Below are 17842 nucleotides of genomic sequence, written 5' to 3'. Positions count from 1 at the left end.
CGTATGCCCCACATCCTGATTGTCGATGACGACGAAAACGCATGCGCTGCCCTGGCCGAGATCGTAGCCATGGAAGGCTTCACCTCCGCCACCGCCGGCACGCTGCGTGAAGCACGGCTGCAGATCGGCTGGCGCATGCCGGACGCCATCGTGGCCGACCTGCGCCTGCCCGACGGCAACGGCATGGAGCTGTTCGAGGAGGTCGGCGCCTCCGGCGTCGAGGTGATCCTGACTACCGGCTACGCCAGCGTGGAAAGCGCGGTCGAAGCGCTGCGCGCCGGCGCCACCGATTACCTGGTCAAGCCCATCAACGTCGCGCGCCTGCAGACCGTGCTCAAGCGCCTGGCCACCACCGGCGAGCTGCGCGCCGAGATCCATTCGCTGCGCGGCGAATTGCGCCGCTACGGACGCTTCGGGCGCCTGATGGGCAGCTCCGAGGTGATGCAGGCGGTCTACGACCAGCTCGCGCGGGTGGCGCCCACCGAGGCCACCGTGCTGCTGATCGGCGAGAGCGGTACCGGCAAGGAGCTCGCCGCGCAGACCGTGCACGAGCTGTCGGCGCGGCGGCGCCAGCCGTTCCTGGCGGTCAACTGCGGCGCGATCTCGCCCACGCTGATCGAAAGCGAGATGTTCGGCCACGAGCGCGGCAGCTTTACCGGCGCCGACCGCCAGCACAAGGGCTATTTCGAGCGCGCCGACGGCGGCACGCTGTTCCTGGACGAGATCACCGAGATGCCCGCCGAGCTGCAGGTCAAGCTGCTGCGGGTGCTCGAGACCGGCACCTTCATGCGGGTCGGCACCAACCGCGAATGCCATGCCGATGTGCGCGTGCTGGCCGCCACCAACCGCAACCCCGAGGAAGCGGTCGCCGACGGCAAGCTGCGCGCCGACCTGTTCCACCGGCTCAATGTCTTCCCGGTGGAGCTGCCGCCGCTGCGCGCGCGCGGCGATGACGTAATCCAGATCGCCAACATGATGCTGGACCAGCTCAACGCCGAGCAGGGCGTGCAGCGCCGCTTCGCGCCCAATGTGCTCGACAGCCTGCGCCTGCACGCCTGGCCTGGCAACGTGCGCGAGCTGCGTAACTTCGTCCAGCGCGCCTTCATCATGGCCGACGACGACCTCATCACCGAGGCCCAGGTGCCGCTGCAGGTTGCGGCCACGCAGGCGCCGGGCGCGGCGGTGGTGTCGGTGCCGGTGGGCATGTCGCTGGCCGACGCCGACCGCCAGCTGATCTTCGCCACGCTCGAGCAGTGCGCGGGGGTCAAGAAGCACGCGGCGGAAATCCTCGGCATCAGCCTGAAGACTTTGTACAACCGGCTGGAAGATTATGCCGCCCGTGGCGAATTGCCAGAGTGGCTGCGGGCCTCGCGCAATGACTCGGGCCCGTCCGCAACCGGATGACGGCGTGCACCAGCACTTGCGACCACGGGGATGGCGGGCATGCGCGGCGGGCCGGGTGCCGGCTTGGGCGCGCGCAGCACGTTTCTTGCTTCCCAGCAGGGCAACATCCCCGGCCGCTCCGGCCTGCCATGTCCCCTGGCCACTGCGGCCGATTTGCACATGACGCAGCTATTTCCGCCGTCCGGCTTGCCGGGCACCCCTGAGCCAGGTTCCGCTCTGCCTTCGGACGCGCAGGCGTCGAACGCGCAGGTCGCGGCCGGCAGCGGCAACGCCCAGCCGGTGAGCAGCGTTCACGAGGTCAGCACGCTGATCGAGCAATCCGCGCATGACCTGCGCTCGTCGCTGAACGCCATCCAGAGCTGGGCCTATGTGCTGGACCGCGCCTTCGATACCACGCCGGCGCCGGCGCAGCGCGCGCTCGACGGCATCCGCTCGGGCATGCAGCAGCAGCTGGCGCTGATCGAGGAAATGGAAGAGGGGGTGCGGCTGCTGGCCGACGAGGCCCCGCCGCGCTGGCAGCAGCTGGACCTGCGCGAGCTGGCGCTGCAGGCCATTGCCGACCGCCGCCATGCGGCCGAAGCGCGCGGCGTGCTGCTGTCGCCGCTGAGCACGGACGGAGCCGCGATATGGCCGGATGCGTCCGCCAGCGCCAATGCGCCGGACGCGCCCGATGCCGCCGCCTACCGGATCGATGGCGATGCCATGCGGCTGGCGCCGTTGCTGCGGCATCTGCTAGCGCACTGCATCTGGCGCGCGCCCGCGGGCGGCGCGGTCAGCGTGCATCTGTTCAGCGAGCCTGACTACGTCAAGCTGCGCATTACCGAAAGCCCGCCGCTCGATTCGCAGCGCAGCGCCAGCCGGCTGGCGGCGCTGACCGACTTCTTCGGACGGCGCCCGCCGCAGGGCGGCGAGACGCCGTCCCGGCAAAGCAGCGCACTGCTGCTGACGCGGCGCATGGTGGAAATGCATGGCGCCGTGCTGAGCGCGGAGAGCGCGGGCTGCGACAGCGACAAGGTCAGCGTCTGCATCGCGGTCCGGTTCCCGCGCCATATGCGCCTGGCCTGAAGGCGGTCCTGTCGGCGATCTCGATGTAGTTTTTACCAGGCCGGCGCCACGCTACGCGTACCACTTGCCCGCGACGCCATCGCGCGGTGGCCGCGCGCCACGGTACGGCAGCGTTCACACGCGAGCTTGCAGCGCCAGCCTGGCGCGCAAGGCCGCTGACAAATTTCTGGCCCGCCCCTTGCATGGATCAAGCACCCTAAACCAAGGAGGGAACAACCATGCCCAACGCCAGCCGCAAGTCCGCCCAGGCCGAGCAGGTTGCACAGAAGCCGTCCCGGGCGAAGTCCGCGACCGCGACGCGGTCCGCGCAATCCACCAGGGCCACGCCATCGGCGCGTGCCGGCAGCGGCCCGTCCGCGGGCAAGGGCGCAGCCGGCAAGCCGGCCGCGGGCACCCGATCGCGCGGCAAGGAAGCCAAGACCTACCAGGCTGCCGTCGACGATTCGCTGGAGATGACCTTCCCAGCCAGCGATCCGATCTCGCCCAGCGCTGCCATGCACGCCGAGAAGAAGACGCAGACCGCGCGCGACGACGTCGACTGGAAGCTCAGGGAAGGCAGCCAGGAGCAGCCGGTAGGCGCGAAGCCGGCCGGCCAGCGCAAGGGCGCCGCCGCGGAATCGGGGCGTTCGGCTAAGCCTGCCGCAAAGACGGGCGCGAAGGCGAGCGCGATGGCGGATTCAAAGATGAGCTCGAAGGCGGGCTCGAAGATCGGCTCCAAGGCGGGCGCCATGCCGGCCGCCAAGCCGTCCGCCAAGCCGTCCGCCAAGACTTCGACCAGGACCGCTGCCAAGTCTGGGACCAGTGCGGCGATGTCCAAGCCAGCCGCCAAGCCCGCTGCAAAGCGCGCGGCCAAGCCTGCGGCAAAGACCGGGGCAGCGGCCGCGGGCAAGGCCGGCGTCAGGACCGCGGCAGCCAAGTCCGCCAAGCCGGGCAAGTCGGCCAAGCGCTGAGGCGCGTGCCTGCCCCCTTTAGTCCACCTTGAGTCCAAGCGCCGCGGCGTGGCTGCTACCAGCCGCCGCGGTTCCGACCACATCGATGAACGAAAAGGAGCCACCATGTCCGCCATCATCGCTGGCCGCTTCGACAGCTTTGCCACCGCCGAGACCACCGCAAGCCGGCTGCGCGCGCAGGGCTTTGCCGACCAGGACCTGAACCTGTTCTATGTCAACCCGCCCGGCCAGCACGCCGCCTATGCCATCGGCGGCGACCACGCCGCCGACGCCGGCGCGCGCAAATCGGGCGTGGGCGCGATCAGCGGGGTGCTGATCGGCGCCGCCGTGGGCGCGGCAGTCGGCGCGGCGCTGGTGGCCGCGCTCGGCGCAACGCCACCGCTGTCGATCCTGGTACTGGTGTTCGCGGTCGGGCTGGGCGCCTATCTGGGTTCGCTCGCGGGCGCGCTGGCGCTGGCGCGCCATGCCGGGCGCAATCCGCGCACCGGCCAGCCGCCGGTACGCAATGCCGGCGTCGTGCTGGCGGCGCACCTGACCAGCACTGACACCGCCACCGCCGACACGGTCGCGACCGTGTTGCGCCAGGGCGGCGCCAAGGATGTCGAGCGCGCCGATGGCGAGTGGGTCGACGGCCGCTGGGCCGACTTCGATCCGCTGGTGCCGCCGGTGCCGGCCGACACGCGCGAACGCCGCTAGCGCATCGCACGACGCATTTCGCCCGACCCTTTCGCTCCATCCCGCTACCCGAGCAGCCAAACGGAGGTATCCATGAATCCAGTCCAACCTGAAACGCCCGGCGCCGAACATCCGCACGGCGCCTCGATCGTCGGCGGCATCGACCGCAATTCCCCGGGACCCGGCCCGTTCGTGATGGCGGCCGACACGCTCGAGGGCAACAAGGTGGTCGACCCGGCCGGCGACGACATCGGCACCATCGACCACATCATGATCGATGTGCTCGGCGGCCGCGTTGCCTATGCCGTGCTGGCGATGGGCGGCTTCCTCGGCATCGGCGAAAAGCTGTTCGCGCTGCCGTGGTCCGCGCTGACGCTGGACACGCGGCGCAAGTGCTTCGTGCTGGGCGTCGAGAAAGACCGGCTCAAGGCCGCGCCGGGATTCGACAAGGACCACTGGCCGACCATGGCCGATTCGCAATGGGCCACCAGCATCCACCAGTACTACGGCATCTCCCCGTACTGGGAAGCCGACCGCTATGACCCGTGGGGCTGAGCGCCTCTTGTCTGGCCATAGCACCTCGTAAACGCCAAGGCGCCGGAGCAAAGCTCCGGCGCCTTGTCTTCCAGCGTACCGTTCAGACCTTGTGGTTCACCTGCCCGGCGGGCTTGTCGGCCGGGTCGGCGTGCCGGCCGCTGCCGGCGGGCTGGCCCTGCGGCTCGGGCGCGGGCGGCTGCCGCGTCGACAGCGCGTTATGCACGCCCAGCACGCCGGGACTGACCGCGGCGGCTTTTTCCACGCGCTGCGCGGTGTCGACGTCTTCGACGCAGCCGCGCACGGTCACGCGCCGATCGGCCACCTCGAGCGTGACGCCGTCGGGAAAGCGGCCATCGAAGGCCGCGGCAATTTCGGCGCGCACGGCCACGCGCAGGGCTTCGTCATCGGCGGAAGGGGTTGCGCTCATCGCGGCTCCTGTTTGCTGCGGCTTCAGCGCGCGGGCGCCGAAGGCGTGGAGATCGACGCCAGCGTCTCGCCGGATTCGCGCGCGTCGGCACCCTTGCTGGCGAAGTCCCCCAGCGACACGATGCCCACCAGGGTGTGATCGTGGTCGAGCACCGGCAGGCGCCGCACCTGCGCGGCTTCCATCTTGTGCTGCGCGTCTTCGAGCGATTCGTCTTCGAGACACCATTGCACTTGCGGCGACATCGCATCGGCCACACGCGTGGCCTGCGGCGGCTGGCCGCCGGCGGTAGCGCGCACGGTGATATCGCGGTCGGTCAGCATGCCGACCAGGCGCCGGCCGTCGCAGACCGGCAGCGAGCCGACGTGCAGGTCCGCCATCAGCTGCGCGGCATGCTGGATGGTTTCGTCGGGCGTGATATAGGCCGGCTGGCGCGTCATGATGTCGACGACGCGCCGCGGTGCGCGGGGTTGCGTGGCAGGGGACTGGAACATGGCTGGCTCCTTTAGCTGCGGGATCGATGCCGGGTGGGGGCTCGGGCCCTGGGTCAACAGGGCGGCGTTCCGGCGAACCGGCAGCCACCGACGCACCGGAAGTCGCCGCTTCGTCATGCCATGCGGCGCAAAAAGCGTTCCCGTCGCCCGCATGTGCTTCGCGCGCGAAAATGCGGGCCAAACCGCCGGCAAGATTTATCGCCCGATGTAGAAACGAAACATGTGGAGTGCTGCAAGTGCTGCGCCCGTTGTAGGACTGCGCCCGCTGCACATTGGCCATGCGCTCCATACAATGAAATCAGCATGCCGCCCAAGCAAGCGGACCGTCTGGCGGCCAATCCGGCGACCTATCCGTGGGAGTGCAACGATGCGCAAATCCAGCCCCATCCTGCCCGGCGTTGGCCATCGGCCCGGCGCCGGCAAACGTGCCACCGTGCTGCACCTGTTCGACCGCTTTGCCGGCGGCGCCACGCGCCATGCCGGCTCGCCGACCGCCTTCGTGCTGGCGGTCGGCGTGGTGGTCGCGTGGGCCCTGACCGGCCCGATGTTCGGCTACTCCGAGACCTGGCAACTGGTGATCAATACCGGCACCACCATCGTCACCTTCCTGATGGTGTTCCTGATCCAGCAGAGCCAGAACAAGGATGCCGTCGCGGTCCACCTGAAGCTCAACGAACTGCTGGCCTCGCACCGCGAGGCCAGCAACATGCTGGTGTCGATCGAGGACCTCGATGAGGAAGAGCTGCGCCAGCTGGTCAGCTTCTACCGCCAGCTCGCCGAGCTGGCCGACAAGGAGGACGGCATCAAGACCAGCCATTCGCTCGACGAGGCGCGCGAGAACCACGCCGCCAAGCGCGACGCGCGCGCTTCGCGCAGGCATCCGTCCGAAGCGCCCGCCGACGGCGCGCCCTCAGCGCCGGCCTCGCCGGCCTCGGCGGCGCCGTAGCTTGCCGGCCAACGGCCCCCTTTTGCAGGACCCATGCAGGCCCCGTGCAGGACCCTTGCGACCCACCCCAACAGGAGCCGGCCGTGACCGCATCGAGCGAAGCAAGCAAGCGAAAACCGGTGCTGCCGGCTGCAGGTCCGGCAGCCGCGCAGCAGGGCAGCCGCCCGGTGATGGCTTACGGCTGCGAGACCCTGGACCAGGCCGACAGCCACCATGGCATAACCCTTGCCAATATCGCCCGCAAGGTGGCCGCAATCGCCGGCCTGCCGTTCGCCGGCGGCTATGCGGCGCCAGCGGCGGAGCGCCCGGCGCCGTACCTGGTGCCGGCGCAGACGCTGGTCGGTGGTGAACTGGCGGCAAGCCTGGGCGTGCAGGGCGAGGATGATCTGTTCGGCGGCGTGGTGCCGTACGCGTTCGTCGCCACCAAGGCGATCACGCACGGCCTGGTCGAGCCCGGCGCCGCGGCGCCGCGGGGCTGGTCCGAGGCCTTCGTGCGGCGCGTGGTCGGTGCCACGCTGCCGGGTTTTACCGCGTTCAGCGTCGGCGATGCGCGCACCGCGGCGCTGCGGCTGCTGACGCTGGGGCCGGTGCGGCTGAAGGATACCGGCGGTGTCGGCGGGCTGGGCCAGCGCGTGGTCGACGGCGAAGCCGCGCTGGAGGCAGCGCTGGCCGCGCTCGACCCGCATGGGGTGGAGCGCGACGGCCTGGTGGTGGAGCGCGACCTGCGCGCGCCGCAGACCTTCAGCGTGGGCAAGGTCGTGCTGGCGGGACTGGAAGCGAGCTATTGCGGCACGCAGGGACTGACCGAGAACAACCGCGGTCAGAAGGTCTATGGCGGCTCGACGCTGACGGTGGTGCGGGGCGGCTTCGATGCGCTGCTGCAGCACCCCTTCGACGCCCGCATCCTCGCCGCGGTGCGCGCGGCGATGGTGTACCACGAGGCCGCGCTGGCCTGCTATGGCGAGGGCGGTGGCATGGTGCTGTCGCGCTGCAATTACGACGTCGCCTTCGGCGCGCCCGCGGGCGGTGCCCATGACGGACAGATGCTCGGCGGCGTGCTGGAGCAGTCCTGGCGCGTGGGGGGCGCCACCGGCGCCGAACTGGCGGCGCTGGCGGCGCTGCGCGACGACCCGGCACGCACGCGCGTGGTCGCATCGACGCGCGAAGTCTACGGCAACGATGTGCGCGTGCCGGAAGACGCCGAAATTTACTACCGGGGCGAAGACCGCCATGTCGGTCCCCTGACCAAGTACGCACGACTGGAGCCTGAATCCGATGGCAACGCATGAAGAACTGCTGCAGATCGAAAGCGAAGGCGGCACCATCGCCGGTACCCTGATCAGCCCGGAAACCAGGTTGCCGGGCGTGTTGTTCGTGCACGGCTGGGGCGGCAGCCAGCAGCAATACCTGGCGCGTGCGCGCAAGGTGGCGGGGCTGGGTTGCGTCTGCCTGACCTTCGACCTGACCGGCCATGCCGGCACGCGCGCGCAGTACGAGACCGTCAGCCGCATGCGCAACCTTGCCGACGTGGTGGCGGCCTACGATGTGCTGGTGCGCCAGCCCGAGGTCGACCGCAACGCGATCGCGGTGGTAGGCAGCAGCTATGGCGGCTACCTGGCCGCGCTGCTCAGCGGACTGCGCCAGGTGCGCTGGCTGGCGTTCCGCGCGCCGGCGCTGTACATGGACTCGGGCTGGGACCTGCCCAAGCGCCAGCTGCACCGCGCGCAGGACCTGGTGACCTACCGGCGCAGCATGGTGCCGCCCGCGAGCAACCGCGCGCTGCGCGCATGCACGGCGTTTACCGGCGACGTGCTGGTGATCGAATCCGAGCACGACCAGATCGTGCCCCATGCCGTGGTGATGAGCTATGTCGATTCCTGCATCCATGCCAACTCGCTGACCTACCGCGTGATCAAGGGCGCCGACCACGGCCTGAGCGACGAGGAGTTCCAGCGCACCTACAGCAGCATGCTGGTCAACTGGCTGCGTGAAATGGTCACCGTGGCCCGCGCCGGCCCGGTCACCGCCGAGCGCGCAGCGCCGCCCGTGCCGAAACCTGCAAGCAAGCCCGCGCCGCCCGCGCCCGACGCCGGGCTTGAACCGCAGCCCGAGTCGGCCAGCGCGCCGGGCGCGGCCTGAGCCTGACTCCGCGCGCGCCCATGGACAGCACGCTGCCCGCCACCGAAGCACCCGCCGCGCTCGACACGGTGCTGCGCGACGCGGGGCTGCGCTATGTCGACGACAGCAGCCCCGGCATCACGCGCCGGCGCCACGGCAGCGGCTTCAGCTATACCGGCCCCGACGGCAAGCGCGTGACCGATGCCGCCACGCTGGCGCGCATCGCTTCGCTGGCGATTCCGCCAGCCTACGAGTCGGTGTGGATCTGCCCCGATCCGCGCGGCCACCTGCAGGCCACCGGGCGCGATGCGCGCGGGCGCAAGCAGTACGTCTACCACCCGCAATGGGCCACGCTGCGCGATACCGACAAGTACGCGCGGCTGGCGGCGTTCGGCGCCGCGCTGCCGCGCCTGCGCGCACGCGTGGCGCGCGACCTGCGCCGCAACGGCATGCCGCGCGAAAAGGTGGTGGGCGCGGTGGTGCTGCTGCTCGACGCCACGCTGGTGCGCGTCGGCTCGCCGCGCTACGCGCGCCAGAACCGCACCTACGGCCTGACCACGCTGCGCCGGCGCCACGTGACCGTGCGCGGCAGCCGGCTGCGCTTCCAGTTCACCGGCAAGAGCGGCATCACGCACGACGTCTCGGTCAACGACCCGCGCCTGGCGCGCATCGTGCGCAACTGCGCCGACCTGCCGGGCCAGTGCCTGTTCAAGTACCGCGACGGCGACGGCGAAATCCGCGAGATCGGCTCGGCCGATGTCAACGCCTACCTGCAGGAAGTGACCGGCGGGGACTTTACCGCCAAGGACTTCCGCACCTGGGCCGGCAGCGTGCATGCGCTGGCGATCCTGCGCAAGCTGCCGGAAGCGGGCAGCGAGACCGCGCGCCGCAAGGCCGTAACCGATGCCGTCCGCGAGGTCGCGAACCAGCTGCGCAACACCGTCGCGGTGTGCCGCAAGTGCTATGTGCACCCCGACGTCATCGATGCCTACCTCGCCGGCGTGCTGCAGGCGGGCGGCCGCGCGCCCGCCATGACGCGGCTGCGCGCGGACGAGGCGCGGCTGCTGCAGTTGCTGGCGGCAAGCCAGGCCCGGCCAGCAAACGGCGCCAAGGACAATAACGAGTGATCGCGCGCCGCGCTCAGCACCCCAGCGCGCCGATATAGCCGGGCAGGTCCTTTGCCTCGCGCGAGTGCGCCAGCCTGAACGCGCTCGCCACCGCGAAGGCGAAGTGATGGGGCGTATCGAACGGCCCCGGCACGTGGCGCCGGAAAAAATCCGCCCAGCGGAAATCGGGATAAGCGGTCTTGACCTTGCGATAGCCGCCCGCCAGTTGCACGAAGGCCTCCAGGCTGCGGTACGGGTCGTCGCGCATGTCGTGGATGGCCTCGGGCAGTTCGGTCAGCGGCCGTCTGCGCCCATGCTCGTCGTAGGGGTGGACCAGGTGATTGGCGACCATATGGCGCCAGAACGCGGGCACGTCCATGTCGCTCAGGTCCGCCCGCACGATGCCGGGCACGTGGGTCAGTCCCAGGTCATGCCACGCGCGCACCCAGTGGTGGTGGTCGACCACATAGAGCATCTGCTCGGGCCCGATCACCAGGTGCACGCGGTGCTTGTCCAGGAACGCCGCGCGCGCTTCCGGCGCCACCCGCCGCGTGACATGGACTTTCTGCGCCACGTGGTAGCCGCCCACCGTGATCTGGGTGGGACGCAGCGCGTCCAGCGGCACCATCAGCTTGCTGTCGGGCGCCAGCTTGCGCGGCGCCCGCCGCGGAGCGGGCGCCGTGCTCGCGGGGGACTGGCCGGAAGGCAAGGCTCAGCTCTTGTTGAGCGTGCGGTCCGGCGAAGTGCTGCCCGCCGACGCCGTGCCGCTGCTGCTGGTCGAGGTGTCGCCGCCCACCTCGGAGCCTGCCGCCCACGAGCTGCCTTGCTGGCGCTGCACGCGCAGGCGGTTGTCGACCTCGGTGACGCCGAACACCGCATCGGCGATCTCCTCGACCACGTATTTCTCGCGGCGCTCGCTGACGGTGCCGTCCAGCGTCACGACCCCGTTCGCTACCTCGACGCTGACCTCGCCGACGTCGATATACGGGTTCATCGCCAGGCGTTCGCACACATCCTCGCGCACGCGTTCGTCGGAGCGCCGGTAGCCCTTGGGTCCGGTGGCGCGGCGGCCGGCATGCTGCCCGCCCTGCGTGCCCGAGGCGCTGGCCTGGCCGGCGAACGGCGTGCGGCGCCGGTAGCCCGGGTCGTCCGGGTAGACGCGCTGCCCACCGCTGAACGACTGGCCGCCACGGCCCGCATCGCCGAAGTAGCCGCTGCCGTAGCTCGGTTGTCCGCCCCGCTGGGCGCGGTCGCGTTCGCTGCCTTCCTGCCAGTGCATGGCACGGCCACCTTCGCTGCGGCCGCGCTCGGAGCCCCAGCCACCCTGGCCGCGCTCGCTGCGCTCATCGCGCTCATAACGGCCGCTGGATGCGCTGCCGCGCCCGCGCGGACCGAAGCGGTCTTCATCGCGATAGCCGTAGCCCGATTCGCGTTCCTGGCTGCGGTAGCCGCTGTCCTGCTGCGATGGCCGGTAGCCGCCGTAGCCGCTGCTGTACGGATGGCCGCTGCCGCCAATATCGGCGGCGCCGTAGCCGCTTTCGCCCCAGCTGCCGCGGCGCTGGCCGGCGGGCGTGTCCTGCTGGTACCACGGGCCGCCATGGCGCGAGGATTCGCGCTCGCTGCCCATGCTGCGGCCCTGGCCGCGGCTTTCGTTGCGTTGTTCGTGGCGACGTTCGTCGCGATCTTCGTCGCGATCTTCGTCGCGGCGGTTTTCTTCCCAGCGCTGGCGGCTTTCATAGCCGCGGCCGCCATACTCGCCGCGGCGCTGGCTGCTCTCGCCGCTCTCGCCGCGCCAGTCTTCGCCCCATTCCTGTCCCCAGTCCTCCGAGCCGCGGCCCTCGCTCTCGTCGCGCATCCTTTGTTCCGGACCGCGGTCGCGGCGTTGCGCTTCGGGCCGGCCGCGGCTGCCGCGGTCATTGCGGAAGTTGAACATATCTGCCTCCTGGCGGTGAGGCCCCGCGCGCTGGCACTGCCCGCAGGCGAGTGCGGCAGGCGCCGGAAGCCGTTGACGTTTCGGATATGCAGAGGGCCGCAAAATCCGTGCCCCGGCGCGCAGACGAAACGGCGCAGTGCCGCATACGCGCGCGCTGTAAGGTTTTCCGTGCGATGTAAGGGTTACGGGCAGCGCCGCGGGGCCGATGCCGGCGCGCGCGGCGGCATGCGGGCCCGCGCCTTGCGCGCAGCGGCATGGAACTTGCGCGCCACCCTGCATCTTGCATGGCCGCGGCGTGCCGCCACGCCGGCGTCGCCTGGCGCGGCCATCCCCGACAGGAGACTGCTATGTCCACACCCAAGAGCGTCCCGCCCCAGCACCAGTCGCGCCAGCCCGGCCTGGAAGCCCCGATGCGCCCGCAGCCGGACAGCGGCGCTGACGATTACGTCGGCAGCGGCCGGCTCAACGGACGCGTCGCGCTGGTCACCGGCGGCGACAGCGGCATCGGCCGAGCCATTGCGGTGGCGTTTGCGCGCGAAGGCGCCGATGTCGCCATCGCCTACCTGGACGAACATGCCGACGCGCACGAGACCGTCAACCTGGTCGAGCAGGCCGGCCGCAAATGCCTGGCCATCGCCGGCGACCTCGCCGACTGCAACCACGCCGAGGCCGTTGCGCGGCAGACGCTGCAGCAGTACGGCAAGCTCGACATCCTGGTCAACAATGCCGCCGAGCAGCATCCGAAGAAGTCGCTCGAGGAGGTCGAGGCCGAACAGGTCGAAGCCACCTTCCGCACCAATGTGTTTGCGATGTTCCACCTGACGCGCGCGGTGCTGCCGCACCTGAAGGCCGGGGCGTCGATCCTGAACACCACCTCGGTCACTGCCTATCGCGGCAGCAAGCATCTGCTGGACTATTCCGCGACCAAGGGCGCGATCGTGTCGTTCACGCGCTCGCTCGCGCTGCAGGTGGTGGAGCGCGGCATCCGCGTCAACGGCGTGGCGCCGGGGCCGATCTGGACGCCGCTGATCCCGTCCACGTTCAGCCCGGAGGAAGTGGCGGAGTTCGGCAAGAAGACGCCCATGGGCCGCCCGGGACAGCCGTTCGAAGTCGCCGGGGGCTATGTGTTCCTCGCCTCGGACGCGGCCAGCTATATCACCGGGCAGATCCTGCACATCAACGGCGGCGAGGTCGTGAACGGCTGATGGCCCGCGCTTGCGCGCTTGCGCCAGGCCAGTGCATGTAGTTCCGGGGCCGCCTTTGCAAATATTGCATGCAGCGGTTCCGCCGCCGCCCGTGCCATGCAGATCCTGCGCGGGCGTGGCTCTTGCAATACGGGAGTGATCGGCCGACCGCCATCGCCAATCTCTGGGAGGCATCATGTCATCGATCATCGCGGGACGTTTCGATACGCTCGCCAACGCCGAAGATGCCGCACGCACGCTGTTCGCGCGCGGTTTCTCCGTGTGGGAAGTATCCATCGTGTCAGTCAAGGACCCTGCCACGGACCAGCAGGACGACGGCGCCACGCAGCCGCCGGCCGACAACGTCATGCTGGCCGCGTGCGTCAACAACGGGCTCGGTTCGGTAGTCATCGACGTGCTGCGCGAGACCGGCGCCAGCCAGCTCGAGCGCGCGCAGGGCACCTGGGAATGCGGGCAGTGGACCGATTTCGATCCGGCCCGGCGCGGCGAGCCGGTGCGCGAAGGCGAGGGCGAGTACTGGCCGCGGCCGCTGGCCAGCGACGCCACCGCCGAGGAGAGCACCGGCAACGAGGACCCCGGCAGCGAGCTCGAGCATTTCGTCAACCAGAAACGTGTCGAACACGACTGAACGCCCCGCCGGGCCGACCGAGCCGGTCCCGGGCGCAGAACCCGTCCTGATCCCGGCGGCGTCGCCGCGCAGCCCGCGCGGCAAGGCCGTCGCCGAACTGGCGCGGCTGCGTCCGACCCAGCTGACGCTGGGCTACATCCACGTCCACCACAAGATGGAGGTCACGCAGCGCCACGCCGATCCGGAAGACCGCGAGGCGCTGCAGCGCTTCATGCGCCGGCATCGCATCAAGACCGTGGCCGGGCCGGGCGGAGAGCTTTATATCGTCGACCACCACCACTGGGCGCGCGCGTGGCTGGATCTCGGCTACCAGCTCGCGCCGGTGCGGGTGCTGGAAGACTTCAGCGACCTGGATGCGGCCGCATTCTGGAAGCGCATGCGCCAGCTCGGCCATGTCCATCCCTACGATGAACACGGCAAGCGGCAGGGGCCCAAGGCCTTGCCCTCGACCGTGCGCAGCATGCGCGACGACCCGTATCGCAGCCTGGCCGCCTTTGCCCGCGAAGCGGGCGCGTACCGCAAGCCGGACAGCGCCTACGGCGACTTCTGCTGGGCCGGGTTCCTGCGCAAGCGGGTGGAGCAGGACCTGCATAGTATTGCGGGGTTCGGGCTGGCGCTGGCGGAATCGATCAAGCTTGCGCGCAGTCCCCGCGCCAGGCGCCTGCCGGGCTTTTGCGGCGGACCGCTGGAGGGGAAGATCGGCAAACCGGCGAAGCCGTTGAAGACCGGCAAGGGCAAGAACGGCAGGGCCGGATAGCAACAGGGCAGGCGTGTGCCTGCCCTGTGCTGGTATGCCGCCGCGCTGCCAGCGCGGCCCGGCCTCACGTGCAAGGCCGCGCGTACCGATCAACGTTCCGACTTGTGCTTCGGCATGCCCTTGGTCTTGGTCGAAGCCATTTTCTCGAGTTCCTTCTCGCTCATCGACTTGGCCATCGAGCGGGAAGGTCCCTTCAGCGAACCTGCCTTCTTTTCGCCGCGCTTTGCGGAGAGCGCCGCTCCGGCGGCCTGCTGTTGCGCCTTGGATTTTGCTGGCATCTGAGTCTCCTTGCGAAAGGTGAAAAGGTTGATAGGACCGGGCGCACGCTGACGCGCGAGCCCGCGCTTCGTTATAGGTGCCAGGCGCGGCCGCGACAAGCGCGGCCGGCACGCAAATCGTCTTGCGCGCTCCGTGCCGCGGTTCGCTGCCTGCCGGACGCTAGATCCGACCCAGCACCACCAGCAGCACCACGATCAGGACGATCAGTCCCAGGCCGCCGCTCGGCCAGTAGCCCCAGCCGGAACTGTACGGCCAGGCCGGCAGGGCGCCGATCAACAGCAGGACGAGGATGATCAGAAGGATGGTGCCGATGCCCATGGCGTGCTCCTTGTTCGTGGATCGGGGAAGCCGCGCGGCTTCCGTTCCGAGGCGGCTCCGCAGAGCCATCCGCTTACCGTTCAGCGTAGGACAAGGGGTGCTGGCATCCCTCCGGGCAGGGACTGATATCGGTGTAGGAATCGGACGACGCCCAAGTGCGGGCAAGGCGACCCGCGCGGCCAGCGCGGGGCGGTGTTCACGCCGTGTTCAGCCCGTGTTCCACCGCATAAACCGCCACCTGCACGCGGCTGGCCAGGTTCAGCTTCTTCAGGATGTTCTGCACGTGGATCTTCACCGTGCTTTCGGCCACGCCCAGGTCGCGCGCGATCTCCTTGTTGCTTTCGCCGCGGGCCAGGCCCTGCACGATCTCGCGCTCGCGCGCGGTCAGCCGCGGCGCTTCTTCCTGGCGCGGCGCAGCCACGGGCGCGGGCGCCCGGAACTGCGCCACCAGCTTGGCGGTCATGCTGTCGGAGATCACCGGCTCGCCGGCGGCGGCGCGGCGGATGCCGGCGATCAGCGCCTCGGTCTCGATGTTCTTGATCAGGTAGCCGCGCGCGCCGCTGCGCAGCGCGGCGGCCAGTTCCTCGGCCTCCTCGGATACGGTCAGCACGATCACCGCGGTCTGCGGCAGGTCTTCGACCAGCAGCTGCAGCGCCTCGAGCCCGGACAGGCCCGGCATGTTCAGGTCGAGCAGGATCACGTCGGGGCGGTGCTGCTTGGCGCGCTTGATGCCTTCCACGCCGTCGGCGGCTTCGTCGACGATCTCGAAGTCGGCCTGGCGCTGCAGCAGCGCGCGGATGCCCGAGCGGAACAGGGTGTGGTCGTCGATCAGCAGGATGCGGATGGTCATGGCTGGGTCTCGCTCGGGAGGGTCAGGCTGGTGATGGGGTTGGCGCTGCGATCGCGCCGGGCGGCGCCGTGGCTGCCGGCGGGCAGCACCAGTTCGATGCGCACGCCGCTGCCGGGGCTGGCCTGCACGTGCAGCTGCGCCCCCAGCCGCGCGGCGCGCTCGCGCATGATGCTCAGGCCGATATGGGCGTCGGCGCGGGTGGCCAGTTCGTCGGGGTCGAAGCCTTCGCCGTCGTCCTGCACCACCAGGCGGAAATCGCGGCCATGGCTGAGCGCCACCGCGACGTGCGCCGCCATGGCGTGCTTGCGCACGTTGGACAGCGCCTCCTGCAGGATGAACAGCACCTGCAGCTGCTGCTCGGGCGACAGCGGCCAGGCGCCGCCGCGTTCGTCGATCGCCAGCGCGGCCTCGGTGCGGCATTGCCGGCGAAAGCGCTCGACGGTCTCTTCCACTGCGGGGCGCAATTCGCCGGTGCCCAGCCGCGAGCGGAAGTTGTTGAGCAGCTCGCGCACGTCCTGGTAGCTTTCTTCCAAGCCATGGCGCAGCATCGGCACCAGTTCGCGGGTCTCGGCCAGGTCGTCGCGCGCAACCGCGTCGTCGAGCAGCTGCACCTGCAGGTTCAGGTAGTTCAGCCCCTGGGCGATGCTGTCGTGCAGCCCTTGCGCGACCAGGTTGCGCTCTTCCACCACCGCCAGCTGGCGCGCGGTGGCGGACAGGCGCAGGTGTTCCAGCGCGGTGCCCAGGTGCTGCGCCAGCGTCTGCAGCAGCTGCCGGTCCGACGGCGGCAGCTTGCGCGGCGCGCGGAAGTGCAGCGCGAACATGCCGGTGGCGCCGCGCTGGCTTTCGATGCGGAACGCCGCCAGCGACTGGAAGCCGTCGCGGCCGCACGGGGTTTCGTCGGCCGCGCCGGCACGTGCCGCCTCGCGCAGGTCGACGATGGCGATCACGGCCTCGCGCGTGGCATCGCCGCAATGGCAGCCGTTGGCCGAGGCGCAGGAATCGGCCTCGGCCAGCGCCGCGGGCAGGCCCGCGGCGGCCAGCAGGTGCATGCGGCCGTGGCGGCTGTCGAGCACGCGCACGCTGCCGCCATCCGCGTCGAACTGGCGCATGACGCGCGCCAGGAAGCCCTGCGCCATGGCTTCGGCATCGGGGGCCTGGTTCAGGAAGGCGGCCATCTCGTACAGCGTTTCCAGGTCGCGGTTGTGGCGCTCCAGCTCGGCGGTCTTCTGCGCCACGCGCGCTTCAAGATCGTGGTACAGGCCCTGCAGCTCGCCCGCCATGCGGTTGAAGCCCTCGCTGAGCGTGCCGAACTCGTCGCGGCTTTCCACCGGCAGGCGCAGCGAGAACTCGCGCGCGGCCATGCGCCGCAAACCGTCCTGCAGCCGCAGCACCGGCAGGATGATCCACAGGTAGAGCAGGTAGATCACGGCAACCGTGCCGATACAGGCCATCAGCGCCAGCGCGGTTTGCGACAGGCGCAGAAGGTCGGTCTTGCGCGCACTGTCGTGTTCGATCATGCCGACCAGGCGGTCGGCCTGGGCGACAAAACCCGGCAGCGCGGCAATGTACGCGGCAGGCGATGCGCCGGCCACCGCCAGCGGTCGCAGCCGCTGTTGCCAGTCATGGGTCACGCGGGTCATCTGCGCGTGGATGGCGGGTTCGTCCGGCAGGAACAGCGGCCGCGCCGCATCGCCCTTCTTCAGCAGCGCCAGCGTGGTGTCCAGCGCCTGCGCCTGCGCCGCCAGGTCATTGGCGCGGCCCACGTGCGCCAGCGCCAGCTCGATCGCCACGCGGTTGGCGCGCATGCGCAGGCTGCCGGCATCGTTGATGGCGGCGCCGGCGCCTTCCAGCTTCCACGACAGCCAAAGCGTGCCGGAGATCATGCCCAGCACCACCAGCAGCACGGCCAGCGACAGCGAGATGATGCGCGTGGAAAGGCGGTGCCGCAGCGCGGGCAACGCGGATGCCGCCGGGGCAGGGGCGGCAGCAGGGTCGGTATCTGACATGGCGGTATCGGGGGCTACCAGGGGGAACCTGTCGCGGGCCTGTCGAGGGTGCCGGGCAGTGGGCCGACGGCCAGGGCAACAGGATTACGCAGGAGTCGGAAGCGATTGTCCCCGCGCGAATGGCTGGGCTACCTGCGCAAGATCAAG

At 70.2% G+C, this 17842-nt stretch carries 20 protein-coding genes; 12 read left to right on the top strand and 8 right to left on the bottom strand.

All coding sequences use genetic code 11. The features are described from left to right. Positions 1-3: 3 nt before the first annotated feature. The 5 genes from A2G96_RS29855 to A2G96_RS29835 all read left to right on the top strand — a co-directional run bounded on the left by A2G96_RS29855 (position 4) and on the right by A2G96_RS29835 (position 4649). Complete coding sequence (locus A2G96_RS29855; RefSeq protein ID WP_062803731.1) at positions 4-1404, top strand: sigma-54-dependent transcriptional regulator; 1401 nt, start codon at positions 4-6, stop codon at positions 1402-1404. 159 nt (positions 1405-1563) lie between these two features. Further along, entirely contained in the window at positions 1564-2469 is a 906-nt protein-coding gene (locus tag A2G96_RS29850) for a sensor histidine kinase (RefSeq protein ID WP_231909698.1), read from the top strand. 218 nt (positions 2470-2687) lie between these two features. After that, positions 2688-3419, top strand: a complete 732-nt coding sequence (locus tag A2G96_RS29845) for a hypothetical protein (RefSeq protein ID WP_062803730.1) — start codon at positions 2688-2690, stop codon at positions 3417-3419. Positions 3420-3524: 105 nt separating this feature from the next. Continuing rightward, positions 3525-4115 carry a DUF6861 domain-containing protein gene (locus A2G96_RS29840; protein ID WP_062803729.1) on the top strand — a complete coding sequence of 197 codons (591 nt, stop codon included), beginning with the start codon at positions 3525-3527 and terminating at the stop codon, positions 4113-4115. Between the two features lie 72 nt (positions 4116-4187). Next, a complete protein-coding gene (locus A2G96_RS29835; protein ID WP_018005539.1) occupies positions 4188-4649 on the top strand; it encodes a PRC-barrel domain-containing protein in 462 nt (153 codons plus the stop codon). A gap of 82 nt (positions 4650-4731) precedes the next feature. Here the strand turns inward: A2G96_RS29835 and A2G96_RS29830 are convergent, their stop codons facing one another. Both A2G96_RS29830 and A2G96_RS29825 read right to left on the bottom strand, forming a co-directional pair. Further along, complete coding sequence (locus A2G96_RS29830; RefSeq protein WP_062803728.1) at positions 4732-5058, bottom strand: BON domain-containing protein; 327 nt, start codon at positions 5056-5058, stop codon at positions 4732-4734. 23 nt (positions 5059-5081) lie between these two features. Beyond that, a complete protein-coding gene (locus tag A2G96_RS29825; protein WP_062803727.1) occupies positions 5082-5549 on the bottom strand; it encodes a CBS domain-containing protein in 468 nt (155 codons plus the stop codon). A 367-nt stretch (positions 5550-5916) separates the two neighbouring features. On the opposite strand from A2G96_RS29825, the gene A2G96_RS29820 reads away from it, so the two are divergent. The 4 genes from A2G96_RS29820 to A2G96_RS29805 all read left to right on the top strand — a co-directional run bounded on the left by A2G96_RS29820 (position 5917) and on the right by A2G96_RS29805 (position 9740). Beyond that, positions 5917-6495 carry a low affinity iron permease family protein gene (locus tag A2G96_RS29820; protein WP_062803726.1) on the top strand — a complete coding sequence of 193 codons (579 nt, stop codon included), beginning with the start codon at positions 5917-5919 and terminating at the stop codon, positions 6493-6495. Positions 6496-6578: 83 nt separating this feature from the next. Then, entirely contained in the window at positions 6579-7784 is a 1206-nt protein-coding gene (locus tag A2G96_RS29815; RefSeq protein ID WP_062803725.1) for a DUF3182 family protein, read from the top strand. Further along, on the top strand, positions 7771-8634 hold the full coding sequence (locus A2G96_RS29810; protein WP_062803724.1) for an alpha/beta hydrolase family protein: 864 nt from the start codon (positions 7771-7773) through the stop codon (positions 8632-8634). Before A2G96_RS29815 ends, A2G96_RS29810 begins: the two co-directional genes overlap by 14 nt. Before the next feature lie 20 nt (positions 8635-8654). Continuing rightward, on the top strand, positions 8655-9740 hold the full coding sequence (locus tag A2G96_RS29805) for a DNA topoisomerase IB (protein ID WP_062803723.1): 1086 nt from the start codon (positions 8655-8657) through the stop codon (positions 9738-9740). A 13-nt stretch (positions 9741-9753) separates the two neighbouring features. Here the strand turns inward: A2G96_RS29805 and A2G96_RS29800 are convergent, their stop codons facing one another. Both A2G96_RS29800 and A2G96_RS29795 read right to left on the bottom strand, forming a co-directional pair. After that, positions 9754-10347, bottom strand: coding sequence for a ParB-like protein (locus tag A2G96_RS29800; RefSeq protein ID WP_062804211.1), 594 nt, complete (start codon positions 10345-10347; stop codon positions 9754-9756). An 84-nt stretch (positions 10348-10431) separates the two neighbouring features. Continuing rightward, complete coding sequence (locus A2G96_RS29795; RefSeq protein WP_062803722.1) at positions 10432-11652, bottom strand: BON domain-containing protein; 1221 nt, start codon at positions 11650-11652, stop codon at positions 10432-10434. A 347-nt stretch (positions 11653-11999) separates the two neighbouring features. Here A2G96_RS29795 and A2G96_RS29790 point away from each other — a divergent pair, with 347 nt between their 5' ends. The 3 genes from A2G96_RS29790 to A2G96_RS29780 all read left to right on the top strand — a co-directional run bounded on the left by A2G96_RS29790 (position 12000) and on the right by A2G96_RS29780 (position 14242). Continuing rightward, on the top strand, positions 12000-12857 hold the full coding sequence (locus tag A2G96_RS29790) for an SDR family oxidoreductase (RefSeq protein WP_062803721.1): 858 nt from the start codon (positions 12000-12002) through the stop codon (positions 12855-12857). Between the two features lie 175 nt (positions 12858-13032). Next, positions 13033-13485, top strand: a complete 453-nt coding sequence (locus A2G96_RS29785) for a hypothetical protein (RefSeq protein WP_062803720.1) — start codon at positions 13033-13035, stop codon at positions 13483-13485. Further along, a complete protein-coding gene (locus tag A2G96_RS29780; RefSeq protein WP_082819150.1) occupies positions 13469-14242 on the top strand; it encodes a ParB-like protein in 774 nt (257 codons plus the stop codon). The genes A2G96_RS29785 and A2G96_RS29780 overlap by 17 nt, the downstream gene beginning before the upstream one ends. An 89-nt stretch (positions 14243-14331) precedes the next feature. On the opposite strand, the gene A2G96_RS29775 is transcribed toward A2G96_RS29780, so the two are convergent. The 4 genes from A2G96_RS29775 to A2G96_RS29765 form a co-directional block, all read right to left on the bottom strand. Further along, the gene (locus tag A2G96_RS29775; protein ID WP_062803719.1) at positions 14332-14520 is read right to left on the bottom strand and encodes a DUF3008 family protein; all 189 of its coding nucleotides are present in this window, start codon (positions 14518-14520) and stop codon (positions 14332-14334) included. Positions 14521-14680: 160 nt separating this feature from the next. Beyond that, positions 14681-14839 carry a DUF3309 family protein gene (locus A2G96_RS32890; RefSeq protein ID WP_012356889.1) on the bottom strand — a complete coding sequence of 53 codons (159 nt, stop codon included), beginning with the start codon at positions 14837-14839 and terminating at the stop codon, positions 14681-14683. A gap of 196 nt (positions 14840-15035) precedes the next feature. Continuing rightward, the gene (locus A2G96_RS29770) at positions 15036-15689 is read right to left on the bottom strand and encodes a response regulator (RefSeq protein ID WP_062803718.1); all 654 of its coding nucleotides are present in this window, start codon (positions 15687-15689) and stop codon (positions 15036-15038) included. After that, the gene (locus tag A2G96_RS29765; RefSeq protein WP_062803717.1) at positions 15686-17695 is read right to left on the bottom strand and encodes a type IV pili methyl-accepting chemotaxis transducer N-terminal domain-containing protein; all 2010 of its coding nucleotides are present in this window, start codon (positions 17693-17695) and stop codon (positions 15686-15688) included. Before A2G96_RS29765 ends, A2G96_RS29770 begins: the two co-directional genes overlap by 4 nt. Positions 17696-17842 lie beyond the last annotated feature (147 nt).

Origin of the sequence: Cupriavidus nantongensis (genome assembly GCF_001598055.1) — a bacterium.
In the GTDB taxonomy this organism is placed as follows: domain Bacteria; phylum Pseudomonadota; class Gammaproteobacteria; order Burkholderiales; family Burkholderiaceae; genus Cupriavidus; species Cupriavidus nantongensis.
Note: the sequence above shows the minus strand (reverse complement) of the source record. Positions and strands in the feature narration are given on the sequence as shown.

Excerpts from the sequence above, each read along its gene's own strand:
- A2G96_RS29770 (WP_062803718.1), bottom strand. The coding sequence starts at position 15,689 with ATGACCATCCGCATCCTGCTGATCGACGACCACACCCTGTTCCGCTCG.
- A2G96_RS32890 (WP_012356889.1), bottom strand. The coding sequence starts at position 14,839 with ATGGGCATCGGCACCATCCTTCTGATCATCCTCGTCCTGCTGTTGATC.
- A2G96_RS29840 (WP_062803729.1), top strand. The coding sequence starts at position 3,525 with ATGTCCGCCATCATCGCTGGCCGCTTCGACAGCTTTGCCACCGCCGAG.
- A2G96_RS29850 (WP_231909698.1), top strand. The coding sequence starts at position 1,564 with ATGACGCAGCTATTTCCGCCGTCCGGCTTGCCGGGCACCCCTGAGCCA.
- A2G96_RS29785 (WP_062803720.1), top strand. The coding sequence starts at position 13,033 with ATGTCATCGATCATCGCGGGACGTTTCGATACGCTCGCCAACGCCGAA.
- A2G96_RS29855 (WP_062803731.1), top strand. The coding sequence starts at position 4 with ATGCCCCACATCCTGATTGTCGATGACGACGAAAACGCATGCGCTGCC.
- A2G96_RS29805 (WP_062803723.1), top strand. The coding sequence starts at position 8,655 with ATGGACAGCACGCTGCCCGCCACCGAAGCACCCGCCGCGCTCGACACG.
- A2G96_RS29790 (WP_062803721.1), top strand. The coding sequence starts at position 12,000 with ATGTCCACACCCAAGAGCGTCCCGCCCCAGCACCAGTCGCGCCAGCCC.
- A2G96_RS29845 (WP_062803730.1), top strand. The coding sequence starts at position 2,688 with ATGCCCAACGCCAGCCGCAAGTCCGCCCAGGCCGAGCAGGTTGCACAG.
- A2G96_RS29810 (WP_062803724.1), top strand. The coding sequence starts at position 7,771 with ATGGCAACGCATGAAGAACTGCTGCAGATCGAAAGCGAAGGCGGCACC.
- A2G96_RS29835 (WP_018005539.1), top strand. The coding sequence starts at position 4,188 with ATGAATCCAGTCCAACCTGAAACGCCCGGCGCCGAACATCCGCACGGC.
- A2G96_RS29820 (WP_062803726.1), top strand. The coding sequence starts at position 5,917 with ATGCGCAAATCCAGCCCCATCCTGCCCGGCGTTGGCCATCGGCCCGGC.
- A2G96_RS29825 (WP_062803727.1), bottom strand. The coding sequence starts at position 5,549 with ATGTTCCAGTCCCCTGCCACGCAACCCCGCGCACCGCGGCGCGTCGTC.
- A2G96_RS29775 (WP_062803719.1), bottom strand. The coding sequence starts at position 14,520 with ATGCCAGCAAAATCCAAGGCGCAACAGCAGGCCGCCGGAGCGGCGCTC.
- A2G96_RS29800 (WP_062804211.1), bottom strand. The coding sequence starts at position 10,347 with ATGGTGCCGCTGGACGCGCTGCGTCCCACCCAGATCACGGTGGGCGGC.
- A2G96_RS29830 (WP_062803728.1), bottom strand. The coding sequence starts at position 5,058 with ATGAGCGCAACCCCTTCCGCCGATGACGAAGCCCTGCGCGTGGCCGTG.
- A2G96_RS29795 (WP_062803722.1), bottom strand. The coding sequence starts at position 11,652 with ATGTTCAACTTCCGCAATGACCGCGGCAGCCGCGGCCGGCCCGAAGCG.
- A2G96_RS29765 (WP_062803717.1), bottom strand. The coding sequence starts at position 17,695 with ATGTCAGATACCGACCCTGCTGCCGCCCCTGCCCCGGCGGCATCCGCG.